Origin of the sequence: Bradyrhizobium arachidis (assembly GCF_015291705.1) — a bacterium.
Classification (GTDB): Bacteria; Pseudomonadota; Alphaproteobacteria; order Rhizobiales; family Xanthobacteraceae; genus Bradyrhizobium; species Bradyrhizobium arachidis.
Map to the genome: position 1 here is coordinate 3242654 of NZ_CP030050.1, position 21685 is coordinate 3264338.

The 21685-nt window shown below is 64.4% G+C and carries 21 protein-coding genes and 1 pseudogene; 12 read left to right on the top strand and 10 right to left on the bottom strand.

All coding sequences use genetic code 11. The features are described from left to right. The first annotated feature begins 184 nt into the window (after positions 1 to 184). Positions 185 to 1615: an aldehyde dehydrogenase family protein gene (locus tag WN72_RS15005; RefSeq protein WP_027558510.1), complete on the top strand. Its 1431-nt coding sequence runs from the start codon at positions 185 to 187 to the stop codon at positions 1613 to 1615. A gap of 267 nt (positions 1616 to 1882) precedes the next feature. On the opposite strand, the gene WN72_RS15010 is transcribed toward WN72_RS15005, so the two are convergent. Beyond that, a complete protein-coding gene (locus WN72_RS15010) occupies positions 1883 to 2875 on the bottom strand; it encodes an SMP-30/gluconolactonase/LRE family protein (protein WP_092214855.1) in 993 nt (330 codons plus the stop codon). Between the two features lie 95 nt (positions 2876 to 2970). Between WN72_RS15010 and WN72_RS15015 the strand changes: the two genes are divergently transcribed. After that, positions 2971 to 3795: an NAD-dependent epimerase/dehydratase family protein gene (locus tag WN72_RS15015; protein WP_027558512.1), complete on the top strand. Its 825-nt coding sequence runs from the start codon at positions 2971 to 2973 to the stop codon at positions 3793 to 3795. An 81-nt stretch (positions 3796 to 3876) separates the two neighbouring features. Here WN72_RS15015 and WN72_RS15020 read toward each other — a convergent pair whose 3' ends face one another. The 4 genes and pseudogenes from WN72_RS15020 to WN72_RS15035 all read right to left on the bottom strand — a co-directional run bounded on the left by WN72_RS15020 (position 3877) and on the right by WN72_RS15035 (position 7619). Continuing rightward, entirely contained in the window at positions 3877 to 4440 is a 564-nt protein-coding gene (locus WN72_RS15020) for a hypothetical protein (protein WP_027558513.1), read from the bottom strand. 36 nt (positions 4441 to 4476) lie between these two features. Next, complete coding sequence (locus WN72_RS15025) at positions 4477 to 5640, bottom strand: TAXI family TRAP transporter solute-binding subunit (protein ID WP_244553721.1); 1164 nt, start codon at positions 5638 to 5640, stop codon at positions 4477 to 4479. Positions 5641 to 5912: 272 nt separating this feature from the next. Further along, positions 5913 to 6682, bottom strand: a pseudogene (locus WN72_RS15030) (ion transporter). 31 nt (positions 6683 to 6713) lie between these two features. After that, positions 6714 to 7619, bottom strand: coding sequence for a transglutaminase family protein (locus WN72_RS15035; RefSeq protein WP_092214862.1), 906 nt, complete (start codon positions 7617 to 7619; stop codon positions 6714 to 6716). Positions 7620 to 7811: 192 nt separating this feature from the next. Between WN72_RS15035 and WN72_RS15040 the strand changes: the two genes are divergently transcribed. The 3 genes from WN72_RS15040 (at position 7812) to WN72_RS15050 (ending at position 9068) form a co-directional block, all read left to right on the top strand. Continuing rightward, positions 7812 to 8075, top strand: coding sequence for a GlsB/YeaQ/YmgE family stress response membrane protein (locus WN72_RS15040; protein WP_027558517.1), 264 nt, complete (start codon positions 7812 to 7814; stop codon positions 8073 to 8075). Positions 8076 to 8096: 21 nt separating this feature from the next. Continuing rightward, complete coding sequence (locus tag WN72_RS15045; protein WP_092214998.1) at positions 8097 to 8510, top strand: hypothetical protein; 414 nt, start codon at positions 8097 to 8099, stop codon at positions 8508 to 8510. A 99-nt stretch (positions 8511 to 8609) separates the two neighbouring features. Beyond that, a complete protein-coding gene (locus tag WN72_RS15050; RefSeq protein ID WP_092214864.1) occupies positions 8610 to 9068 on the top strand; it encodes a MaoC/PaaZ C-terminal domain-containing protein in 459 nt (152 codons plus the stop codon). A gap of 17 nt (positions 9069 to 9085) precedes the next feature. Here the strand turns inward: WN72_RS15050 and WN72_RS15055 are convergent, their stop codons facing one another. Beyond that, entirely contained in the window at positions 9086 to 9772 is a 687-nt protein-coding gene (locus WN72_RS15055; RefSeq protein WP_092214867.1) for a GntR family transcriptional regulator, read from the bottom strand. 174 nt (positions 9773 to 9946) lie between these two features. On the opposite strand from WN72_RS15055, the gene WN72_RS15060 reads away from it, so the two are divergent. The 4 genes from WN72_RS15060 to WN72_RS15075 all read left to right on the top strand — a co-directional run bounded on the left by WN72_RS15060 (position 9947) and on the right by WN72_RS15075 (position 14823). Then, a complete protein-coding gene (locus WN72_RS15060; RefSeq protein ID WP_167380747.1) occupies positions 9947 to 11659 on the top strand; it encodes an IlvD/Edd family dehydratase in 1713 nt (570 codons plus the stop codon). Between the two features lie 56 nt (positions 11660 to 11715). Continuing rightward, a complete protein-coding gene (locus WN72_RS15065; RefSeq protein WP_027558522.1) occupies positions 11716 to 12711 on the top strand; it encodes a TRAP transporter substrate-binding protein in 996 nt (331 codons plus the stop codon). A 196-nt stretch (positions 12712 to 12907) separates the two neighbouring features. Next, a complete protein-coding gene (locus WN72_RS15070; RefSeq protein ID WP_092214872.1) occupies positions 12908 to 13486 on the top strand; it encodes a TRAP transporter small permease in 579 nt (192 codons plus the stop codon). Next, positions 13483 to 14823, top strand: a complete 1341-nt coding sequence (locus WN72_RS15075; RefSeq protein ID WP_092214873.1) for a TRAP transporter large permease — start codon at positions 13483 to 13485, stop codon at positions 14821 to 14823. Before WN72_RS15070 ends, WN72_RS15075 begins: the two co-directional genes overlap by 4 nt. Here WN72_RS15075 and WN72_RS15080 read toward each other — a convergent pair. Both WN72_RS15080 and WN72_RS15085 read right to left on the bottom strand, forming a co-directional pair. Further along, a complete protein-coding gene (locus tag WN72_RS15080) occupies positions 14783 to 15388 on the bottom strand; it encodes a histidine phosphatase family protein (RefSeq protein WP_092214876.1) in 606 nt (201 codons plus the stop codon). The genes WN72_RS15075 and WN72_RS15080 overlap by 41 nt on opposite strands. Further along, positions 15385 to 16179 carry an enoyl-CoA hydratase/isomerase family protein gene (locus WN72_RS15085; RefSeq protein WP_167380744.1) on the bottom strand — a complete coding sequence of 265 codons (795 nt, stop codon included), beginning with the start codon at positions 16177 to 16179 and terminating at the stop codon, positions 15385 to 15387. Before WN72_RS15085 ends, WN72_RS15080 begins: the two co-directional genes overlap by 4 nt. Before the next feature lie 228 nt (positions 16180 to 16407). Here WN72_RS15085 and WN72_RS15090 point away from each other — a divergent pair, with 228 nt between their 5' ends. After that, positions 16408 to 17625, top strand: a complete 1218-nt coding sequence (locus WN72_RS15090) for an NAD(P)/FAD-dependent oxidoreductase (protein ID WP_092214879.1) — start codon at positions 16408 to 16410, stop codon at positions 17623 to 17625. A gap of 182 nt (positions 17626 to 17807) precedes the next feature. On the opposite strand, the gene rbsK is transcribed toward WN72_RS15090, so the two are convergent. Beyond that, on the bottom strand, positions 17808 to 18716 hold the full coding sequence (gene rbsK, locus WN72_RS15095) for a ribokinase (RefSeq protein ID WP_092214882.1): 909 nt from the start codon (positions 18714 to 18716) through the stop codon (positions 17808 to 17810). 17 nt (positions 18717 to 18733) lie between these two features. Continuing rightward, entirely contained in the window at positions 18734 to 19627 is an 894-nt protein-coding gene (locus tag WN72_RS15100; protein ID WP_027558529.1) for a sugar kinase, read from the bottom strand. Positions 19628 to 19834: 207 nt separating this feature from the next. Between WN72_RS15100 and WN72_RS15105 the strand changes: the two genes are divergently transcribed. Together WN72_RS15105 and WN72_RS15110 are read left to right on the top strand one after the other, a co-directional pair. Beyond that, entirely contained in the window at positions 19835 to 20683 is an 849-nt protein-coding gene (locus tag WN72_RS15105) for a VOC family protein (RefSeq protein WP_092214884.1), read from the top strand. A 257-nt stretch (positions 20684 to 20940) separates the two neighbouring features. Further along, entirely contained in the window at positions 20941 to 21600 is a 660-nt protein-coding gene (locus tag WN72_RS15110; RefSeq protein WP_167380748.1) for a TetR/AcrR family transcriptional regulator, read from the top strand. Positions 21601 to 21685: the final 85 nt, after the last annotated feature.

Genomic DNA, 21685 nt, shown 5'->3' on the forward strand with positions numbered 1-21685 from the left:
GCTCGCGGCTTTGCCGCGCCCCGGAATGACGGCTGCGCCACACTTGCCACGTTCCCGCCATCGGCTCATATAATCTCCGTCCGCCACAACGCTGGCCCCGCATATGGCGGGTTCAACTGCTGGCGCTTTCGTGCAAGGATGCCTGCCGAAACGCCCCCTCCAAGCTCTCAAGAAGAGGTCAAAGATGGTCAATCGCATGCAATTCTACATCGACGGCGCCTGGGTCGATCCCGCCGTCAAGAAGTCCACCGCCGTGGTCAATCCCGCGACGGAAGAGGCGATGTACGAGGTTGCGCTGGGCTCCAAGGCTGACGTGGACAAGGCGGTTGCCGCCGCCAAGCGCGCCTTTGCAACCTTCTCCCAGACCAGCCGTGAAGAGCGCGTTGCGCTGCTCACCAAAGTGATCGAGATCTACAAGGGCCGTCTCAAGGAGATCGGCGCCGCCGTTTCCGACGAAATGGGCGCGCCGCTGCCGATGGCCGAAAAACTCCAGGCCGGCGCCGGCCTCGGCCATCTCATGACCACGCTTGACGTGCTCAAGAACTATCATTTCGAGGAACCGGTCGGCACCGCCATGGTGCTGCGCGAGCCGATCGGCGTGGTCGGCATGATCACGCCCTGGAACTGGCCGCTCAACCAGATCGCCTGCAAGGTCGCGCCTGCGCTTGCCGCCGGCTGCACCATGATCCTGAAGCCGTCGGAGTTCACCCCGACCTCAGCGCTGATCTTCGCGGAAATCCTCCATGAAGCCGGCGTGCCGAAGGGCGTGTTCAACCTCGTCAACGGCCTCGGCCCCGAGGTCGGCGCCGCCATGAGCGAGCACCCCGACATCGACATGATCTCCTTCACCGGCTCGACCCGTGCCGGCATCGATGTGGCCAAGCGCGCCGCGCCGACCGTGAAGCGCGTCAGCCAGGAGCTCGGCGGCAAGTCGCCGAACGTCATCCTCGAAGGCGCCGACCTCACGAAGGCGGTGACCGGCGGCGTGATGCACATGTTCAACAACTCCGGCCAGTCCTGCAACGCGCCCTCGCGCATGATCGTGCCGCTGTCCAAGATGAAGGAAGTCGCCGCGATCGCGAAGGCCGTCGCCGACAAGACCAAGGCGGGCGATCCCCGCGGCGAAGGCACCACCATCGGCCCGGTCGTCAACCGCGGCCAGTGGGACAAGATCCAGGCGCTGATCAAGAAGGGCATCGACGAGGGCGCAACCCTCGTCGCCGGCGGCCCCGGCCTGCCCGAAGGCGTCAACAAGGGCTTCTATGTCCGTCCGACCATCTTCGCCGACGTCACCCCCGAGATGACGATCGCCCGCGAAGAGATTTTTGGACCGGTGCTGACCATCCTCGGCGCCAAGAACGAAGCCGACGCCGTGCAGATCGCCAACGACACGCCGTACGGTCTTGCCGGCTACGTCTCGGGCGCGACGGTCGAGGACGCCAAGCGCGTCGGCCGCCAGATCCGCGCCGGCAACGTCAACCTCCAGGGCGTGCCCAACGACCGCACCGCGCCGTTCGGCGGCTACAAGCAGTCCGGCAACGGCCGCGAGTGGGGCAAGTACGGCCTCGAGGACTTCCTCGAGGTGAAGGCCGTCGCCGGCTTCAACGCGGCGTAAGCTTTAGCGATTGGACGATCACGACGCCGGAGCGGGCAACTGCTCCGGCGTTTTTCTTTTCGCTCCGTCGTCATTGCGAGGAGCGCAAGCGACGAAGTAATCCAGAATCTTGCCGCGGAGGCAGTCTGGATTGCTTCGCTTCGTTCGCAATGACGGAAGGGAGTGCCGTAGGGTGGGCAAAGGAGCGCAGCGACGTGCCCACGATCTCGCGCGACAAATAAGAAGTGGTGGGCACGCTTGCGCTTTGCCCACCCTACGAGTGCAGCGCTAGCCGCCGAGCGCCCCCTGCGTGTTCACATACAGCGCGTAGATCGACTGGCTCGCCGCCATGAACAGGCGGTTGCGCTTGACACCGCCGAAGCAGACGTTCGCGCATCGCTCGGGCAGCGCGATGCGGCCGATCATGACGCCGTCGGGCGCGAACACCACGACGCCGTCGAGCTCGGGATCACCCATGCCCCAGCCGCACCAAAGATTGCCGTCGATGTCGACGCGGAAACCGTCCGGCGTGCCGGGGCCGGCATCGACGAAGACGCGCTTGTTCGAAAGCTTGTCACCGGAAGGCGAGACGTCATAGGCGAGAATCTTGCGGGTCGGCACGCCGCGGGATTCGATGAGGTAGAGGATTTTCTCGTCCGGCGAGAAGGCAAGCCCGTTCGGCCCGAGCACACCCTCGGCGACGACGGTGGCTTTGCGGGTCTCCGGGTCGAGCCTGTAGACGTTCATGTCGATCTCGGGCTCGGACTTGTAGCCCTCGTAATTGCCGAGGATGCCGAAGATCGGATCGGTGAACCAGATCGAGCCGTCCGATTTAACAACGACATCGTTCGGCGAGTTCAACCGCTTGCCATTGAATTGATCCATCAGCACGGTGATGCTGCCGTCATATTCGGTGCGGGTCACGCGGCGCCCGCCATGCTCGCAGGTCACGAGCCGGCCCTGGCGGTCGCGCGTATTGCCGTTGGCGAAATTCGAGGGTTTTCGGAAGACCGAAACCGCCCCGGTCTCCTCTTCCCATTTGAGGATGCGCTGATTGGGGATGTCGCTGCACAGCAAATAACGCCCGTCGCCGACCCACACCGGACCTTCGGCCCAGCGCAGCCCGGTCGCAATCCGTTCCACCGCCGACAGTTTCAGCCAGTATTTTTCGAAACGAGGATCAAGCGCCTTGATCGCCGGATCGGGGTAATAGGTCGCCGGCCGCCAGCCTTGGCGGATATCTTGGCTGGAATCCTGGGAGTGGGACGATGCCTCATTCATGTCGGTTCTCTCGTTTCGTTCCCTCTGGACAATCCTGCTATCATTAGAGACACGTGACCGCAAATCGGTCACGGTCACTAACGGCGAGGGACAACATGCCGCGTATTTTGATGACGGGAGCTTCGGGCGGAATCGGCACGAGCCTGCGAAAATTGCTGCCGCCAATCTATCCTGATCTCCTGCTCTCCGACATCAAGCCGCCGGCCGATCTCGGCGCGGACGAGAAGTTCAAGGCGGCAGATCTCGCCGATCTCGCGCAGTGTGAGGCGATCTGCGAGGGCGTCGACGGCATCATCCATTTCGGCGGCTATTCGGTCGAAGGCACCTGGGACCAGATCCTCCAGGCCAACATCATCGGCGGCTACAATCTGTTCGAGGCCGCCTATCGCAAGGGCGTCAAGCGCGTCGTGTTCGCCTCGTCGAACCACGCCGTCGGCTTCTATCCGCGCCACCACAAGATCGGCACCGACGTCACCCCGCGTCCCGACGGGCGCTATGGCGTCAGCAAGGTGTTCGGCGAGGCGGTCGGCGCGCTCTACGCCGACAAGCACGGGCTGAAGGTGACTTGCCTGCGCATCGGCAATTTCGGCGACATGCCGCTCGACCAGCGCCGGCTCTCGATCTGGCTCAAGCCCGACGACCTCGTGCAGCTCTGCCGCATCGGGCTCGAACATCCCGACATCCATTTCGAGGTGTTCTACGGCGCTTCGCTGAACGAGCGCGCCTGGTGGGACAACCATCGCGCCTACGAGTTCGGCTATCGTCCCACGGGACGCGCCGAAGATTTCCGCGAGCACGCGATGGCCGAGCAGGCCAAGCTGAAGCCGGACCCGGTCGGCGATTATTTCCAGGGCGGCACGTTCTGCAGCATGGAGTTCGACGCCGACCCGAGCCGGATCATCGACTGGAAGAAGCGGTAGGGTACGCGCTCGTCAACTCCTGGGAATTTCTGCGGCCGGGCCAAGCGCCCGGCTTCAACGACGCACCACAGTCGCGCGTCGTCATTTTGCAACGCGCGCTTCCTGTTTCTTGGTCACATGCCAGAGCACCACATGGTAATGCGGCACGTCCACGCCGGGGTGACCGGGATTGAAGTAGAAGCTGACGTGATCAACAGGCCGCGCTGACCCCGCCCCCTCCAATGACTTGTGATCGTCGATGTCCTTGTTGGGGACCATGTACACGGTCGCGATCAGACGATCCCTGCGATCGAAGCACAGGAATGGCCCCAGCGGCAAAGTGTCGGGCTTGACGAAGATGATGCCAAGGCCCGGAAAGAACTTCGGGAAGGTCACGAGATCGCTGACCCGCTTGTATCCGTTTTTTTCCGCGACCTCCCGCTGATTTGGCGGCGGACGAACGACTTCGTGCTTTCTGTGCACCCGGCTGCTTCGATGGGGGACTGTCCTGGTTTGCTCGACATTGTCGGCCGGTGGTGCGGTGCCCGGCGCGAACGTTTGCGGCGCCTGCGGCAAGAAGGGGTCAAATTGGGCGGCGGGACGCCTCACATCGGCGATCAAGGCGAGCAACGCGACGAGGGTTGCGCTCACCAGCGCTTTGCGCATCGGATCCCTCCCGAGGTTTTGTTTGTCAAAGCCTGCTCACTTGGCGGGATTGCGTTCTCTCCAGCGCAGGAAATCCTGGAACAATTCTTCGCGGTCTGGCGGATTGGCTGTTGGTTTTCCCTCGAGGAACCGGCCGAACGCCTTGCGAAGCGCGGCCTCGCCGCCTGATTGCTGCTGGAGCCACCGCTCTGCCGGTCGGAATCGTCGCCATCCGGGGAGCAGCGCGGCCAGGTTCACCTCGCGCCATTTGGGATGATGCGCGTCGCCGAGAAATTCGGGAAAGCGCGTGAACAATGTCTGGACGAACAAATCCAGCAACCGATATCGCTCGCTGCCGATCGGCCAGTTGTAGGCGAACAGAGCGGATTTAATCGCGACAGTGTCGACGCTTGCTTCGGCCGTGATGATATTCGGGTAGTCCTGATGGCGAAGCGTCGATGGCAGATAATCTTGTTGCAGCAGCTCTTTGGAGTAGGGGATGGGCAGGAGGCGAATACCATCGAGCTGCGAGACCTGCGTCAGGAAGCTCACCGGCTTTCCTGACACTAACAGAGCTGCGGAGAGAGCTCCCTTCCTCAGTCCATCCAGCGCAGCCTCCGGTCCCAAGTTCGACTCGCTGATCTTGACGCCCAGACGGTTGAACACTTCGCGGCCGAGGATAGCGCTGGCACTGCCGTCTTCCCCGAGATTGACCCTCTTTTCCGCCAGCTCCGTCAGACTTCCGATCTCCGGTCGCGCGAGAAGATGGAACTCTTCGATATGGAGCGGGGCAATGTAGGTCAGCCTGTCGGAGATATCTCCGAAGGTCCTTGTCTCCCGCAGCCGATCGACAAGGACGACAGGGGCGATCGCCACGTCGGCACCAGCGAGCGTGAGCACATCAAGGACGTTACGAATACCGCCGTTTCCCACGATGGGCAGAACCCGCAAGGCGACCTCGCCATGAGGGCCGGTCTCTTGGCCGGTAGCGAGCGTGGTCGCAATGTCCTGAGCGATCGCGAATTCAGTGCATTGCGGCGTACCGGTTACGAATCCCACCGTGTACGGGTCCGCAGATCGTCCCGTTTGCTTCCTGGGGATGGCTTCCTTTCTCGGAGACGCCTTCGTGGAATCGCTCGGAGACGCGGGTGGCGGCTTTTGCGCGAGGCAGTTCTGGACCTGTCCGCCGAGCCAGGCCGCTGCAATCAATGCGATGAACAAACCGGCCCGCATCGTTCCGCAGACCCTCATTGTTCAACCTGCTCGGTCAGCCCGCTCTTGGGCGTGAGATGCTCCGGGAAACTGCACCTACCGCGTCCGAAGCAAGACCGAGGCTAGAGCTCGGCCTTCCAACGCGCCCGGGGCGGCAGCGTTCCGTAGTAATGCCTGCAGCAGGACCTTGCCGCTAGCTCTATCGTCAGTCCGTGCTCGCTCCGCAGGTGCGCTCCCGCTGCGGGGCGAGGGAAGCCCTTCGTGGCAAGCGCCGCTGCAGCCTAGTCCATCCCCTCGTCGGGAATGTTCAATACGGTCCCGCAAGCCTTGCAATGCACCGCGTCGACGTCATGGCGCTGGAGGGCACAGACCGGGCAGGGAAAGCGCACCTTTGAGGGCGCGAGCAGGGCTTTGGCGAGATTCAGGAACAGGGTCACGCCAAAGATCATGATGACGACGGTGATCAGGCGCCCGACGGTGCCGGGCAAGGTGATGCGATCTGGTGGTTGTGGGACTTCTGGGTCTCGTAGACGATCCCCGTCATCACGAAGATGAACACGCCCAGGTTCGCGACGGCGAAGACGACCTCCTCGTTTCGGCGGAAGAAGGCGCTGTCGACCCGGAGCCGCGCCACCATCTGATAGTCGCGCAGCAGCCGCAATGTTCGAAATGCACGCAGGAAGCCGCCGGCTTCTCCGGCGAGCGGCGCCAGGAAGGAAATGATCACGACGATATCGGTCCAGGTCGAAAGCCGCGCGAGGTCATGCAGCGGCTGACGACTGATGATCATCCGTGCCGAGAAGTCCGCAAGGATCAGCACACCGAACACGACATCGAGCGACTCGATGACCCTGTTGCGCGGCAGGAACGACGTCGCAATGATGAACAGGACCGTGACGATGTCGAGCACGAGCAAGGCGTAGCGGAATTTGATGCAGCCGAACGTGTCGCCTTCGTAGAGTTGCCTGATCCGGTCTTTCAGGACCTCGAACGGGGCGGCGACGGCGCCGAGCAGCCCGTGTCTTTTTGCGTTGTTGCGAACAAACACCATGGTCAGCGACCGCCGCGCCTGTGCCGGTAGTCTATCCTTCCGAAGGATCGAGCACTTCGCCGATCTTGTGAACGGCGACATTGATCGACATGCCGAGATAGTCGCCGGGATCGCCGAACCACGAGCCGGCCAGCGGCACGGCTTGCCCCGGATGCCGCGCAATCGCGACCGGGATGAGATCGAAGCCGGCGCTCAGGCTGTTGGTTGGATCGTAGTCCATCCAGCCGGCGCCAGGCAGAAACACCTGCACCCATGCGTGGGTCGCGCCGGCGCCGGTCATGCCCACGGCGCCGCCGTCGAGCGCGGCGTCGTAGAGATAGCCGCTGACGAAACGCGCAGCGAAGCCGAGCCTGCGCAACGTCTCGATCATCAGCCAGGCAAAATCCCGGCAGGTCCCTGATCTCGTGCGCAGCGTCTCGCCAGGGGACTGGGTGCCTTCCGTCTCTCGCCCGCGATAGCTGAACTCGCTGCGAAACATCCCAAGCATTCGTCGCAGCACGTCGGCGGTCCGGTCCTGATCGCCGGCAACGAAGCTCTTGGTCCACGCCGCATGGCTGCCGTCGGGATCGTCGGCGTGCGGACGCAGATAGCCTGCAAGGTCGGTCCACTCGTCCGGCGTATACTGCACCGGGACTTCCTCGGCACGGGACTCCAGCGGGAACGATTCCAGTCCCTTGATGCCGAAATAGAGGCCGCGAACCTTGAAGGTGAATGTCAGTTCGCTGCCGGGCTCGCTGAAGTCCATCACCGTGACGGCATTGGAGCGGGAATCGGTGACCCAATGGACCTTCGACGGCACGCTGGTCGAAGCGGACCAGCGAAGCAGCCGGGTCGAGGCGCCGCGCCGCGGCAGGAACATGGCCCGGTGCGTGCCGAACGTCACCGGCTTGGCATAGCGGTAGGTCGTGGTGTGCGTGATCTCGCCGATGATCGCCATGCACCGATCCGCTTCGCGCTGCGGCGCGCGTTGAGCGCCTGTCCACACGGGAAGAGCGGATTTGAGCTTTCGGTCTGGCGACGTCTGCCCATTGATCTAGATCAACGTCGCCTGGGATCCTCTGGCTTCACCTCGAACGATCACACTTTCCTTCAGACCTTGCTACGCGAATTGACCGATTGGAGCGATCGAATGGGTATCATTTGGACGATCATCATCGGATTCATCGTTGGACTCGTCGCGAAGTTCATCATGCCGGGCGACAAGTCCGAGCCCAAGGGGTTCATCTTGACGACGGTTCTGGGAATCATCGGCGCGTTCGTTGCGACCTGGCTCGGCCAGGCCGTGGGATGGTATCGGTTCGGGGAGGGGGCCGGCTTCATCGGCAGCGTGGTCGGTGCGATCATCCTCCTGTTTCTGTATGGCCTCGTCATGGGTCGTCAGGGGCGCGCCTGATCGGTCCACATGATCGGCGGCATGAAAATCAATCTGCCAGCTGTCGCGATGCTCGCGACGCTCGTGCCAGGACCGGCACAAGCCGCAGCGCTCAGCGACGCCGAGGCGACGTTCCTCGACCAGCTCGTCACCGCATCGGTGGTGCTGGAGCAGCGATGCGACGGTTACGAGGTCGATGGTCGCGGCGGCGTTCAACTCGGCGCCCGGCTGCTCGGCAGCCCCGAGGCCGCGATGGCGATGATCGATGCCTACGCCGCGGCCATCAAGGCCCGCGACGGCGAGAGCTACGATCCCGGCAAATTCCGCCCCGAAGTGTCCGACGCGGCCGGCAAAACGTTCCGGCGCGTCCGCGCGGACTTGATCAAAGACCCAAAACGGGCCTGCGCCGCCTATGGCGATGCCGGTGTGGATCGAGGCCTGCTGAGGCGGTATTGAACGTGCGTGTGAGGTAGCGCCGATCCGCGCCATCTGCGAACCTTGAGTGGCGGGACGGGTAGGGTTGCATCACATCCAGCCAGCGCTTGGGAGGCGTTGATGGCCATCCTGTATTTCGACGAAGCTGAGGTCGGCAGATTGCGGACGGCGGGCCCGTATCAGGTATCGAAGGACGAGATCATTGAATTTGCCAAGAAGTTCGACCCGCAGCCCTTTCATGTAGATGAGGAAGCTGCCGCTCGCTCGGTCTTTGCGGGGCTGACGGCATCAAGTGCTTACACCTTCGCAATCCTCATTTCATTGTTAAGCAAGACACAGCCGTTCTCGCTTCGTGTCCTGGCCGGGCTCGGTTTTGATGAACTCAGGTTGCCCACGCCGGTGCGCCCGGGAGACGAGCTTGGTCTTGATGTGACGATTCTGGAGAAGCGCGAAACCAAGTCGCATTCCGACAGGGGTATCGTCCGCAACCAGATCCATCTCCGTAATCAAAAGCGTGAAATCGTGCTGCAATGTATCGGCACAGTCCTCGTCGCGCGCCGGCCGGTCGCTAGCTCCTGAGACGTCGAAGCGAAACTCTACCGCCGCGCCTCCTCCCTCGCAATCCGCGCCAGATAGTCCGCCTTGCTGAACTGCATGTGATCCACGCACAGCTGCGCCAGCGCCCAGCTGTCGCGGCCCTTGAGCAGCTCGATCATCAGCTCATGCTGACGGCGCGATTGCGCGAGGCCCTCGCGGTCGGCGAGGTTCTTCGCGCGCATCGGCAGCGTCAGGTTCATGTAGTCCTGCAGCGAGCGCACCAGATAGGGATTGCCGCAGGCCGAGAACAGCGCGACGTGGAACGCGTCGTTGGCTTCGTGGATGCCGCGCATGTCGCGTATGTCTGCCTTCGCGCAATACTGCTTCTGCAAGGCGGTCAGCTCGTCGATCAGGGCTTGCGGCGCGGGCAGGGGGATCATCAGCGCGGCCTGCCGCGTCAGCATCTCCCGGACCTCGTAGATCTGCCGGACCTCCTCGGCCGAATAGAACCGCACGGTGGCGCCGACATTCTTCTCGCGGCGGACGATGCCGCGGCGCTCGGCATCGACCAGCGCCTGGCGCACGAAATGGCGCGAGGTGCCGTAGCGCGACATCAGCGCGTCTTCGGTCAGGCGCGCGCCCGGCGGCAGACGGCCGAAGATGATGTCCTCCTCGAGCCGCGCGACGACGTCATCCGGATCGTCGCGCCGGACCGGCATGCTGTCTGCGGTGCGAATGTCGGACATGCCCTCAGCCTCCGGCCGCTCGCCGGTCCGCCCTGTGGAGCAGGGAAGGAACAGATTGTCAATAATTCGCGCCCCAGGTGGCGCTCAAGGCCAGAAGGCGCGACAATATGGACCAATCTTATTGACAATCGAGGGGCAGGCTGTACCACAATGGCAACGTAGGGAGTTGACATGATGACGAGTGGTCTGCGCAAGGGTCTGACGAGCTATGGCGATGCCGGCTTCTCGCTGTTCCTGCGCAAGGCTTTCATCAAGGCCATGGGCTATTCCGACGATGCGCTGGAGCGCCCGATCGTCGGCATCACCAACACCTATAGCGACTACAATCCCTGCCACGGCAACGTCCCGCAGATCATCGAGGCCGCCAAGCGCGGCGTGATGCTGTCGGGCGCGATGCCGTTCGTGTTTCCGACCATCTCGATCGCCGAGAGCTTTGCGCATCCGACCTCGATGTATCTGCGCAACCTGATGGCGATGGACACCGAGGAGATGATCCGGGCCCAGCCGATGGATTCGGTGATCGTGATCGGCGGCTGCGACAAGACTCTTCCTGCACAGGTGATGGCCGCGATCAGCGCCGATTTGCCGACCGTGGTCATTCCGGTCGGGCCCATGGTGGTCGGCCATCACAAGGGCGAGGTGCTTGGCGCCTGCACCGACTGCCGCCGGCTCTGGGCGAAATATCGCGCCGGCGACATGGACGATGCCGAGATCGAGGCGGTCAACGGACGCCTCGCGCCATCGGTCGGCACCTGCATGGTGATGGGCACGGCCTCGACCATGGCCTGCATGATCGAAGCCATGGGCCTGTCGCTGCCGATGAGCGCGACGATCCCCGCGCCGCATGCCGAGCGCTTCCGCCTCGCCGAAGCCAGCGGCAAGGTCGCCGCCGAGATGGCCAAGACCAAGGGGCCGAAGCCGAGCGAGCTGCTGACGCCGGCCTCCTTCAAGAACGCACAGGTCGTGCTCCAGGCGATTGGCGGCTCGACCAACGGCCTGATCCATCTGACCGCGATGGCGCATCGCTCGCCGCATCGGCTCGATCTCGAAGTGTTCGACCAGATCGGCCGCGAGGTGCCGGTGCTGGTCGATCTCAAGCCGTCCGGCGAGCACTACATGGAGCATTTCCACCACGCCGGCGGCGTGCCGAAGCTGCTGGCGCAGCTCGGCGATCTCGTCGATCTCGACGCCAAGACCATCAGCGGCCAGACGCTGCGCGATGTCGTCGCCAATGCCGAGGACGTGCCCGGCCAGGACGCGATCCGCTCGCGCGACAATCCGATCAAGAAGGAGGGCGGCCTCGCCATCCTGCACGGCAATCTCGCGCCGCGCGGCGCGGTCATCAAGCAATCGGCTGCGAGCCCGAAGCTGTTGCAGCATACCGGGCGCGCGGTGGTGTTCGAATCTGTCGAGGACATGACCCTGCGGGTCGACGATCCCGATCTCGACGTGAACTCCGACGACGTGCTGGTGCTGCGCAATGCCGGCCCGAAGGGCGCGCCGGGCATGCCGGAGGCGGGCTACTTGCCGATCCCGAAAAAGCTCGCGCGCGGCGGCACCAAGGACATGGTGCGTATTTCCGACGCGCGCATGAGCGGCACCGCGTTCGGCACCATCGTGCTCCACATCACGCCGGAATCAGCCGTCGGCGGACCGCTGGCGCTGGTGCAGAACGGCGACATGATCAGCCTCGACGTGGCCAGGCGCAGCATCGAGCTGCTGGTCGATGCCGCCGAGCTGGAGCGGCGGCGCGCGGCGTTGAAGCCGGCGGCTGCGCCGGACGAGCCCAAGCGAGGTTACGCCTGGCTATTCGACAAGACCATCTTGCAGGCCGACGAGGGCTGCGACTTCGACTTCATGCAGAGGACTGGACCAAAGACGGATTGACACTTGAACGGACGCTCAGACCGCACAAGCGGCGGGCGATAAAACAGGGGGAAACGATGATTGCACGATCCATGCGTGGGCTCGCGGCCGTCGCCGCCATGCTTTTCGTCACGGGGGCCGGGGCGCAGGAGGTGAAGCATTATCGCTTCGCCTACGACCAGCCACGCAACACCGGCTATTCGATCGCGGGCGACCTGTTTGCCGACAAGCTCAAGGAATTGAGCAAGGGCACCATGATCATCGACCAGTATCCCGGCGCGCAGCTCGGGCAGGAGCCGCAGGTGCTCCAGCTGGTGAAGGCCGGCGACGTCGAATTCGCCATCATCTCCTCCGCCAACACCGCGACGATCTCGCCGCAGGCCGGCGTGATGTCGCTGCACTTCCTGTTCCGCGACGAGAACCACGTCATCAAGGGCCTCGCCGATCCCCGCGTCTTCGAAGCGCTCAAGACCATGATCGACGAGACCACGCAGGGGCTGCACGTGATCGCGACGGGGTCGCAGGGCGTGCGCCACATGTATTCGAAGCGCGAGATCCACAATGTGGCTGATATCAAGGGGCTGAAGGTCCGCGTGCAGGCGACCGCGACCGAGGACACCATGTTCCCGGCCTATGGCGCCCAAACCGTGCACATGCCGTTTGGCAGCGTCTACACCAGCTTGCAGACCGGCGTCGTCGACGTCGCCGAGAACAGCATCAACGTCTACCTCGTCAACAAGCATTACGAGGTCGCGCCCGTCCTCAACATCACCGAGCACGAAGCCAACAACGCGCTGGTGTTCATCTCCGACAAGCTCTGGCAGAGCCTCACGCCCGAGCAGAAGGGATGGGTGCAGACCGCGGCCAACGAGATCAGCTCCAAGGAGCCGGCCAAGGCGTTCGAGCTCGAACGCACCGCGGCCGAGAAGCTGAAGAAGATGGGCGTCAAGGTTGTCGATAACGTCGACAAGAAGAGCTTCACGGCGATCGCCGATCCCTACCTCGACAAGCTCGCCAAGGAGCTCGGCCCGCACGCCGAGAAGATCAAGAATTTGATCCGGTCGATCAACTGAGACGGTGCGCTCCCTCTCCCGCTTGCGGGAGAGGGTTGGGGAGAGGGTGTCTCCACGGAGGGATTCCCAATGAGGAGAGAGCCCTCACCCGGCGCTCCGCGCCGACCTCTCCCGCAAGCGGGAGAGGTTCAACCAACCAGCAGCCGTTGTTCAGCTTGACATCATCCCGCTTTAGGCGGCGACGACGGGGACATACATGGCCATCGCCGACAAACTGCTCGTTCGCCGTCAACGCCACCTGAAATGGCGCGCGCTCGACTGGCTCGAGCTCACCCTGATGATCGTCTGCGGCCTGCTCTGTTTCGGCTTCTCGCTGTCGGTCACCGCCGACATCGTCACCCGCACCATCGGCCATCCCTGGCTGTGGCTGCAGGAGGTGACGTCGACACTGTTCATCTACGCGATCTTCATCGGCACCGCGGCGGCGACAAGGCGCAACGACCACCTCTATCTCACCGCGATCTCCGAGGCGATGCACGGCACGTCGCGGCTCATCGTCGAGGTCCTCATCCGTCTCGTCGTGCTCGGCGTCGCCTTCTGCCTGATCTGGTACGGCTATCAGAATTATCTGCGCGGCTTCGGCAGCTTCCGCTTGCCGTCGGGTACGCCGATCGCTTCGCTCTACGCGATCATCCCGCTGTCGGGCGTGCTGATCGGCCTGTTCACCATCGAGCAGCTCGTCAACGGCCTGCGCAACGGCTTTGACCGCCCCGAGCCGCCCGAGGAGGATGGGGCGCCCGTCGTCACCGACGCGCAGATGAGGGCGCAGCCGTGAGCGCACCTGTTGTCCTCGCCTTGATGTCGATCTGCTTCCTGTCGTTCGGCTATCTCGGCGTGCCCGTACCGTTCTCTCTGATGGCCGGCGTGTTCATTGGCGCGATCCTGTCGGACGTCTCGCTCGCCGCGATCATCCAGAAGATCTTTGACGGCGTCGATTCCGAGGCGCTGCTGGCGATCCCGTTCTTCCTTCTGGTCGGTGAGCTCATGAGCTCGGCCAATGTGGTGGTGCGAATAGCCAATCTCTCGGTGTCGCTGGTCGGGCACATCAGGGGCGGGCTGTCGCAGGTCGTGGTCGTCTTCAGCATGTTCTTCTCGGAAATGTCCGGCTCGACCACGGCCGACGTCGCGGTAATGAGCCGCGCGCTGGGCGGCCCGATGAAGCGCGAGGGCTATGAGCCCGCCTTCATCGCCGCCATCATCGCCTCCGCCTCGACCATCGCCGCGCTGGTGCCGCCGAGCATTACGGCCGTGGTTTACGGCGCGGTCGGCAACGTCTCCATTGCCGGCCTGTTCATGGCCGGCGTCGTGCCCGGCCTGATGATCGGCTTCGGGTTGATGATCTACTGCTATTTCTTCGGCCCGTCGGGCCTGCGCAAACCGCGCGCGCCGCTGCGCCAGGTGGTGTTCGCGGCGGGAGATGCCGCGCTGCCGCTGATGATTCCGGTGATCCTGCTGGGCGGCATCCTCACCGGCTGGTTCACGCCGACGGAAGCCGGCGTCGTCGCCGTGGTCTGGATCATCCTGGTCGTGATCCCCGCGCTCAACCGTGGCCACATCAGGAAGATCCCGTACGATTTCTGCCTCGCCGGCCTGATCTTCTCGCTGCCGCTGATCACCATCGGCGCCGCCAACGCCTTCGGCTGGATGCTCGCCTATTTGCGCGGCGCGACCTATATCGCCGAGTGGATCACCTCCATCGCCGGCAACGATCCGCATCTGATCATGCTCTTGATGGTGCTGCTGTTCACGGTGGTTGGCGATTTCATCGAGCCGGTGCCGACCATCATCATCTTCATGCCGCTGGTCAACGCGCTTACCGAGGCGGGCGAGATCAACGGCGTCCACATGGGCGTGGTGCTGATCGCGACGCTCGCCTTCGGCCTGATCACGCCGCCTTACGGGCTCGTGCTGCTGATGGCCTCGAAATTCGTCGGCATCAGCTTTGCGAAAGCGCTGCGCGCGGCACTGCCGATCTACCTCGTGTTCTTCGCCACCATCGCGTTCGCGATCTACTTCCCGAGCGTCGTGCTGTGGCTGCCGCGCCACGTGCTCCCCGAGTCGGTCGGCTGCTTCAAGTCGCCGGCGGGGACGGGCTATATCTGTCCGCAATAGCGACTTGCTCGATGCGCCATTGCTCGTTTTCGCGCACGTAGCGGAACGGCGTGCCGTGGCTGTTCTTGAAATAGCTGCCGCACAACGCGTTCGCCATTCCTTGCATCACCGCGTCGTGGCAGACGAACAGGACTTTGTCGCCGGGATGACGATCGAGCCACGCGGAGACACAGGCCAGCGAGCGTCCGGCCATGGAATCCCAGCTCTCGCCGTCGGCCGGCAGGATCGAGACGAGGCCCGTCGCCGAGGTGACGCCGTGCTTGATCATGAGGTCGCGGACGGGCAGGCCCTCGAAGCTGCCGAAATCGAACTCGATGATGCCTTCGTCGATCGCGAGCGGAGCCGAGATCGCGTTCGCGATGATCTCGGCCGTCCGCGCCGCGCGCACCAGGGGGCTTGCAACGATGCGGTTGATGCCGATATCGCGCAACATGTGCGCGGCCTCGTGCGCCTGCCGCAGGCCGTCCTCGTTCAGCGGATTGTCGGTGCGACCCTGGAATAGTCCTTTCCGATTCCAGTCGGTCGCGCCGTGACGAAGGCCGTAGAAACTGCGCGCGGGTTTCACTTCGACTTGCTCGTGAATTTCTTCACAGCGGTGCGGAACTCCTCAGTGTTCATCGCCATGACGATCTTGTGCTCCTCGGCATCCAGCTGCTGCTTCACCGGCGTGGCGGCGGCCTGGTAGACCAGCTGCTTGGTGCCCGCGATCGCCGCCGGCGGATTCTGCGCCAGGCGCTCGGCGAGTTGTCGCGTCGCCGCCTTCAGGTCCGCGGCGGGAACGGTCTTGGCGACGAGACCCCATTCATGGGCCTGCTGCGCGGTAAAATTGTCCTCGGCGAGGAAGATCTGCAGGGCGCGGCGGGAGCCGACCGTGCCGACGATGCCGACGGTGGAGCCGCCGTCCGGCGACACGCCGATCTTGGCATAAGCCGGCGTGAATTTGGCGTCTTCGGCGGCGATGCAGAGGTCGGTGACGAAGGCGAGGCCCATGCCGGCGCCGGCGGCCGAGCCGTGCACGCTCGACAGCGAGATCTTCGGCATGCGCCTGATGATCTCGATGAAGGCGTGGTAGTGCTTCAAGAGCTCGCCGACGACCGGCGTCACCGTGCCCGCTTCGGCCGCAGCGCCGATCGTCTGGAGATCCCCGCCGGCCGAGAAGGCGCGGCCCTCGCCCTCGATCACCACCACCCTGATTGCGCTATCACCCTCGATATAGGCCGCGAGCTGCTCGAGCTTCTGCGCGATCGGAAGGTTGATCGAGTTGAACGCTGTGGGGCGGTTGAGCGTGATGGTTGCGATCGGGCCGTCGATCCGCAGCAAGGCGGGATCGTCGGGTTTTGAGACGGGAGCTGGCATCTGGAATATCTCCGGCAGGAGGTCGCTGTCGCAACTAAATCGCAGATGGCTGGGGGTGACAATCCCCGCCCGCCGCCCTTGCGTAACGCGAAACGATAGGCTCAAATGGCCCCGCCTTCGCCAAGGGACGGACACGAGCGCCGGATCCTCGTAAGGCCAGCAAACCAAAATCAGCGAGAGAGGAGACGACATGGGTGACGCTCGTGTCTCCGGAAGTGGACTGCTGCAATGACCGGTCCGGTGATCATCGTCGGTGCCGGCCATGGCGGCTATCAGGTCGCGGCGTCACTGCGCCAGGCGGGCTTTTCCGAGCCTATCAGCCTGATCAATGACGAGGCGCATCTGCCCTATCAGCGGCCGCCGCTGTCCAAGGGCTACATCAAGGGTTCGGCCGGGCCGGAGAGCCTGATGTTCCGCCCCGAGAAGTTTTACCAGGACCAGAAGATCGAGCTGATCGCCGGCCGCGCCGTGTCGATCGACCGCGCGGCGCACAAGGTGCTGCTCGCCTCCGGCGCTACGCTGCCTTACGGCCATCTCGTGCTGGCGACAGGCGCGCGCAACCGGCTGCTGGATCTGCCGAATGCCAATCTGCCCGACGTGAGATATTTGCGCATCCTCGACGACAGCGAGGCGCTGCGACAGATCATGCCATCGAAGACGCGCGCCGTGATCATCGGCGCCGGCTTCATTGGCCTCGAATTCGCCGCCACCGCGCGGATCAAGGGCCTCGAGGTCGACGTGCTCGAGCTCGCCCCGCGCGTGATGGCGCGCGCGGTGACGGCGGAGGTCTCGGAATATTTTCAGGACCGCCACCGCGAGGCCGGCATACGTATCCATCTCGGCGTGCAGGCAACCTCCATCGAAGCCGAGAACGGCAAGGTCACCGGCGTGTCCTTGAGCGACGGCCGGCATCTGCCCGCCGATCTCGTCGTGGTCGGCGTCGGCGTGCTGCCGAACATCGAGCTCGCGGACGAGGCGGGGCTGCCGGTCGCGGCCGGCATTATCGTCGACGAATATCTGTCGACGGCCGACCCTGACATCTCCGCGATCGGCGATTGCGCGCTGTTCACAAGCCCGCGCTTCGGCGGCTCGCTGCGGCTGGAATCGGTGCAGAACGCCACCGACCACGCCCGCTGTCTCGCCGCACGCCTGACCGGCGACAAGAAGCCGTACGACAGCCATCCCTGGTTCTGGAGCGACCAGGGCGATGACAAGCTCCAGATCGCCGGCCTCACCACCGGTTACGACCGCGTCGTGCTGCGCGGCGATCCCGCCAGGAAGGCGTTTTCCGCGTTCTGCTATCACGGCGACAGACTGCTCGGCATCGAATCGATCAACCGCGCCGGCGATCACATGTTCGGCCGAAGATTGCAGAGCATGGACCGCTCGATCACGCCGGAGCACGCCGCGGATGAAAGCTTCGACCTGAAGAGCGCGCTGGCGTGAGTTTTCTCCCTCGCCCCGCTTGCGGGGCCGCGACGAGCTTCGCTCGCGCTGAGAGGGCAGGGGTGAGGGGCTCTATCCGCAGATGAGATGATCGTGAGACCTGTACCCCCTCACCCGGATTGCATCTGCGATGCAATCCGGCCTCTCCCCGCAGGCGGGGAGAGGTGAAGAAAGCGCTCGCGCTACAAGATTGCCCTAACTTCCGCGGCCGTCGGCATCGACGGCCCGGCGCCCATGCGCTGCACGCTGATCGAGGCGGCGGCGTTGGCGAAGGCGAGGGCGGCGCGCAACGCGGCGCCTTCGGCCAGTTGCGAGGCGAGCGCGCCGACGAAACAATCGCCGGCGCCTGTCGTGTCGACCGCTGTCACTGCGCGCCCCTGCACCGCAATCTCCTCGCGCCCCGCCAGCGCGAGCACGCCGCGCTTGCCGAGCGTGACGCAGATGGTTTGGCTCTCGCGCGCCTGAAGGTTTCGCGCGACCTCGATGATCCGCGCCGCGTCGTCGCTGTCGGAGAGCTCGGTGCCCGCAAGGAAGCCGAGCTCGGTCTCGTTCAGCACGAGGATGTCGACCAGCGCGAGCAGCTCGTCCGACATCTTCTGCGCCGGCGCCGGGTTGAGCATGGTCACGGCGCCAGCCTCGCCCGCCCGCGCAAAGAACGCGGCAATCGTCGGCAGCGGGATCTCGAACTGGCTGACCGCGACGTCGCCCTTGAGCAGCGGCACGACGCTGACGTCGTCCGCGCTGACCAGGCCATTGCTGCCGGGAATGACGACGATGGTGTTGTCGGCCTCCGCCACCGTGATGATCGCGGTGCCGGTGTGGGCGTCTGCCGTCTCCTGGACATAGCCGAGATCGATGCCCTGTGCTCCGAGGAAGGCGCGCAGCTCGGCCCCGAACGCATCCTTGCCCAGCCTTCCGATCAGCGTCGTTGACGCGCCGAGCCGTGCCGCCGCGACCGCCTGGTTGGCGCCCTTGCCGCCCGGAAAATACAGCACCTGTTTTCCTGCGACGGTCTCGCCGACGCGCGGGTGGCGATCGGCCGTCGCCACCACATCCATGTTGATGCTGCCGGCGACGAAGACGCGCCCCATAACGTCCCTCGCGAAGTCTAGACTCGAACCTCGAACTCGTGCCTGACCTTGGCGATGTCGACAAGCGTCGGCAGGCCCGCCTCGTTGCCGAGGCGCTGGATCTTGTAGGTCGAGGCGGCGCGGGCAAAGTCAAAATGTTCGCGCCAGCTTTTGCCGGGATGGGCCAGATAAGAATAGACATAGGCGCCGTGGAAGACATCGCCGGCGCCGTTGGTGTCGATCACTCGCTCGCGGGGGATCGGCATCGCCGGCATCACCTGAACCGTCCCGGTCTCGTCGTACCAGAGCAGGCCCTTCTCACCCATGGTGACGCCGCCGATCTTGCAGCCGCGGCTCTTGAGATAATCTAGCATCTTCTCCGGCGTCAGATCCATCTGCTCGCAGAGACGTTCGGCAACGATCGCGACGTCGATGAATTCCAAGAGCTCATGCGTGTTGGTGCGCAGGCCGCCGCCGTCGAGCGAGGTCAAAATGCCGGCCTCGCGGCACACCTTGGCGTAGTGGATCGCGGCGTCCGGCTGATGGCCGTCGACATGCAGCGCGCGGCAGCCGCCGAGATTGAGCATCGGAAAAGGGTGGATGTGCTCGTCGTCGCGGCAGCGGACGATGGCGCGCTTGCCGTCCTTGGGCATGATGAAGGACAGCGAGGACTGGTTCACCTTCCGCCCGTGCAGCGAGATCGCGTATTTCGCGCACATGTCCTGGAACATGCGCCCCAGCCAGTCATTGGCCGCGGTCGCGATCAGGTCGGGCACGATGCCGAGCTTGGCGCAGCAGAACGCCGCCGTCACCGCATTGCCGCCGAAGGAGACCGCGTAGTCCTTGGCCACGTGCTTTTCGTCGCCGGTCGGCATGTGGTCGGTGATGAAGACGACGTCGATATAGGTCTGTCCGATGAAGAGAGCCTGCATTGCTTGTCCGTGGTGCGCTTGTGGTCCCGGCCGGCGCACTTACTCTAGCACCGGTTCCGCGTCTGAGACGCTGAAATTATTCGCAAAACCGCCCCGAAGCGCTTGAGGTCGGCATGGTGCCGGAATACGACCATGTCAGGCCCATGCCAAGCCCGGACAAACGCCGTCTTTCGGCGCGCGGTTCCAGGTCGTTCAAAAGGGGGACATATGATCACCGGCCTCGATCACGTCGTCGCTCTGGTCAGGGACATCGGCGCGGCCAAGGCGGCCTATCAGACGCTCCTCGGCCGCGCGCCGGCCTGGCAGAACTCGGGCGAGGGCGCCGACCGGGTGCTGTTCACGCTTGAGAACATGACCATCGAATTGATGGCGCCGAGCGGCTTCACCGCGACCGCCGACCGCATGCGTGCGCTGCTCGACGACCATGAAGGCGTGCTCGCCAGCCTGTGCTTCCGTGTCGCAGACATGGGCAAGATGCACCGTCGGCTGGACCGGGTGGCGCTGAAGCCCGATCCCGTCGCCGAGGTCGAGAGCAGCGACGATGCGAGCGGTGCGGTCCTGCACTGGAAGCGCACGCGCGCCGCCACCGAGCTCACGCGCGGGGTGCGCATCTTCTTTCTCGAGCTTGCCGAGGAGCGGCCGAAGTCTGTCGCGACCGACGCCGCGCCGGTCGACGGGCTCGACCATGTCGTGATCACCACCGAGGATTCCGATCGTGCCGCCGCGCTCTACGGCGCGCGGCTCGGGCTCGATCTCGCGCTCGATCGCTCGCATCACGACTGGGGCCAGCTGATGTTCTTCCGCTGCGGCGATCTCATCGTCGAGGTGGTGCGCCGCCCCGTGGCGGGCGGGGATCTACAGCACGACCGCCTCTGGGGCCTGAGCTGGCGCGTCGCCGACATCGACGCCACCCGCGCCCGCCTGATCGCCGCCGGCCTCGACGTCAGCGAGGTCCGCAACGGCCGCAAGCCCGGCACGCGCATCATGACGGTGCGCAGCGGCACCTGCGGCATCCAGACGGTGCTCCTCGAGCGCTCGCCGAAGCCGGTGGAGTGAGGCGGTTCTCTCCGTTCGAAGACTCCCGTAGGGTGGGCAAAGCGGAGCGTGCCCACGCCTTCGATCCGTACTGAGAAGACGTGGGCACGGCGCAAGTGCGCCTTTGCCCACCCTACGAAACCGCCTCCTGGGCACGAGATCGTTCTCAAACGTTCGCGCGCGTGATACATGCGATCTGGACGACCACCCAGCGAGCACCCGGTTTGGCGACAGCAAAGGCAAAGCGAACCCTGAAATGGCAGCGCGACCCCGAGGGGATGCGGCTGCGCATTCTCGAAGCCGCCAAGCAGGAGTTTTCCGCCCATGGTCTTGCCGGCGCGCGCGTCGACCGCATTGCGGCGAAAGCCGGCGCCAACAAGCGCATGCTGTACTACCACGTCGGCAACAAGGACGAGCTCTACCTTGCGGTGCTCGAAGGCGCCTATGACAAGATCCGCAGCGAGGAGCGGGGGCTCGATCTCGAACATCTCGATCCGCCCGAGGCGATCCGGCGCCTGATCGAGTTCACCTGGAATTACTTCCTGCGCAATCCCGAATTCCTGTCGTTGCTCCAGACCGAGAACCTCGCGCGCGCAAAGCATTTGAAGAAATCGACCAAGGTCAAGTCGATGCACTCGCCCTTCGTCGAGATGATCCGCACCGTGGTGCGGCGCGGCGTCGAGAGCGGCGAGTTCCAGGTCGCTGTCGATCCGGTCCAGCTCTACATCTCGATCGCGGGCCTCTGCTTCTTCTACCTCTCGAACTCGGCGACGCTCAGCGTGATCTTCGGCCGCGACCTGCTCGCCAAGGACGCCAAGGACGAGCGGCTTTCGCACATGGTCGGCCTCGTGCTCGCCGCGCTGACGGGCCAGTCGGCCGCGCTGTTCGAGATTGCGAAGGCGCCGAAGTCGCGCACCGCAGTGGCGCAGACGGTTTAGTCCCCTGATCTCTCCGCTGTCATTCCGGGGCGGTCCGCAGGACCGAACCCGGAATCTCGAGATTCCGGGTTCGATGCTCCGCATC

What these genes read in the sequence shown, in the direction of transcription:
- WN72_RS15005 (WP_027558510.1), top strand. Translation starts at nt 185, where the DNA reads ATGGTCAATCGCATGCAATTCTACATCGACGGCGCCTGGGTCGATCCC.
- WN72_RS15010 (WP_092214855.1), bottom strand. Translation starts at nt 2,875, where the DNA reads ATGAATGAGGCATCGTCCCACTCCCAGGATTCCAGCCAAGATATCCGC.
- WN72_RS15015 (WP_027558512.1), top strand. Translation starts at nt 2,971, where the DNA reads ATGCCGCGTATTTTGATGACGGGAGCTTCGGGCGGAATCGGCACGAGC.
- WN72_RS15020 (WP_027558513.1), bottom strand. Translation starts at nt 4,440, where the DNA reads ATGCGCAAAGCGCTGGTGAGCGCAACCCTCGTCGCGTTGCTCGCCTTG.
- WN72_RS15035 (WP_092214862.1), bottom strand. Translation starts at nt 7,619, where the DNA reads ATGGCGATCATCGGCGAGATCACGCACACCACGACCTACCGCTATGCC.
- WN72_RS15040 (WP_027558517.1), top strand. Translation starts at nt 7,812, where the DNA reads ATGGGTATCATTTGGACGATCATCATCGGATTCATCGTTGGACTCGTC.
- WN72_RS15045 (WP_092214998.1), top strand. Translation starts at nt 8,097, where the DNA reads ATGAAAATCAATCTGCCAGCTGTCGCGATGCTCGCGACGCTCGTGCCA.
- WN72_RS15050 (WP_092214864.1), top strand. Translation starts at nt 8,610, where the DNA reads ATGGCCATCCTGTATTTCGACGAAGCTGAGGTCGGCAGATTGCGGACG.
- WN72_RS15055 (WP_092214867.1), bottom strand. Translation starts at nt 9,772, where the DNA reads ATGTCCGACATTCGCACCGCAGACAGCATGCCGGTCCGGCGCGACGAT.
- WN72_RS15060 (WP_167380747.1), top strand. Translation starts at nt 9,947, where the DNA reads ATGACGAGTGGTCTGCGCAAGGGTCTGACGAGCTATGGCGATGCCGGC.
- WN72_RS15065 (WP_027558522.1), top strand. Translation starts at nt 11,716, where the DNA reads ATGATTGCACGATCCATGCGTGGGCTCGCGGCCGTCGCCGCCATGCTT.
- WN72_RS15070 (WP_092214872.1), top strand. Translation starts at nt 12,908, where the DNA reads ATGGCCATCGCCGACAAACTGCTCGTTCGCCGTCAACGCCACCTGAAA.
- WN72_RS15085 (WP_167380744.1), bottom strand. Translation starts at nt 16,179, where the DNA reads ATGCCAGCTCCCGTCTCAAAACCCGACGATCCCGCCTTGCTGCGGATC.
- WN72_RS15090 (WP_092214879.1), top strand. Translation starts at nt 16,408, where the DNA reads ATGACCGGTCCGGTGATCATCGTCGGTGCCGGCCATGGCGGCTATCAG.
- rbsK (WP_092214882.1), bottom strand. Translation starts at nt 18,716, where the DNA reads ATGGGGCGCGTCTTCGTCGCCGGCAGCATCAACATGGATGTGGTGGCG.
- WN72_RS15100 (WP_027558529.1), bottom strand. Translation starts at nt 19,627, where the DNA reads ATGCAGGCTCTCTTCATCGGACAGACCTATATCGACGTCGTCTTCATC.
- WN72_RS15105 (WP_092214884.1), top strand. Translation starts at nt 19,835, where the DNA reads ATGATCACCGGCCTCGATCACGTCGTCGCTCTGGTCAGGGACATCGGC.
- WN72_RS15110 (WP_167380748.1), top strand. Translation starts at nt 20,941, where the DNA reads ATGCGGCTGCGCATTCTCGAAGCCGCCAAGCAGGAGTTTTCCGCCCAT.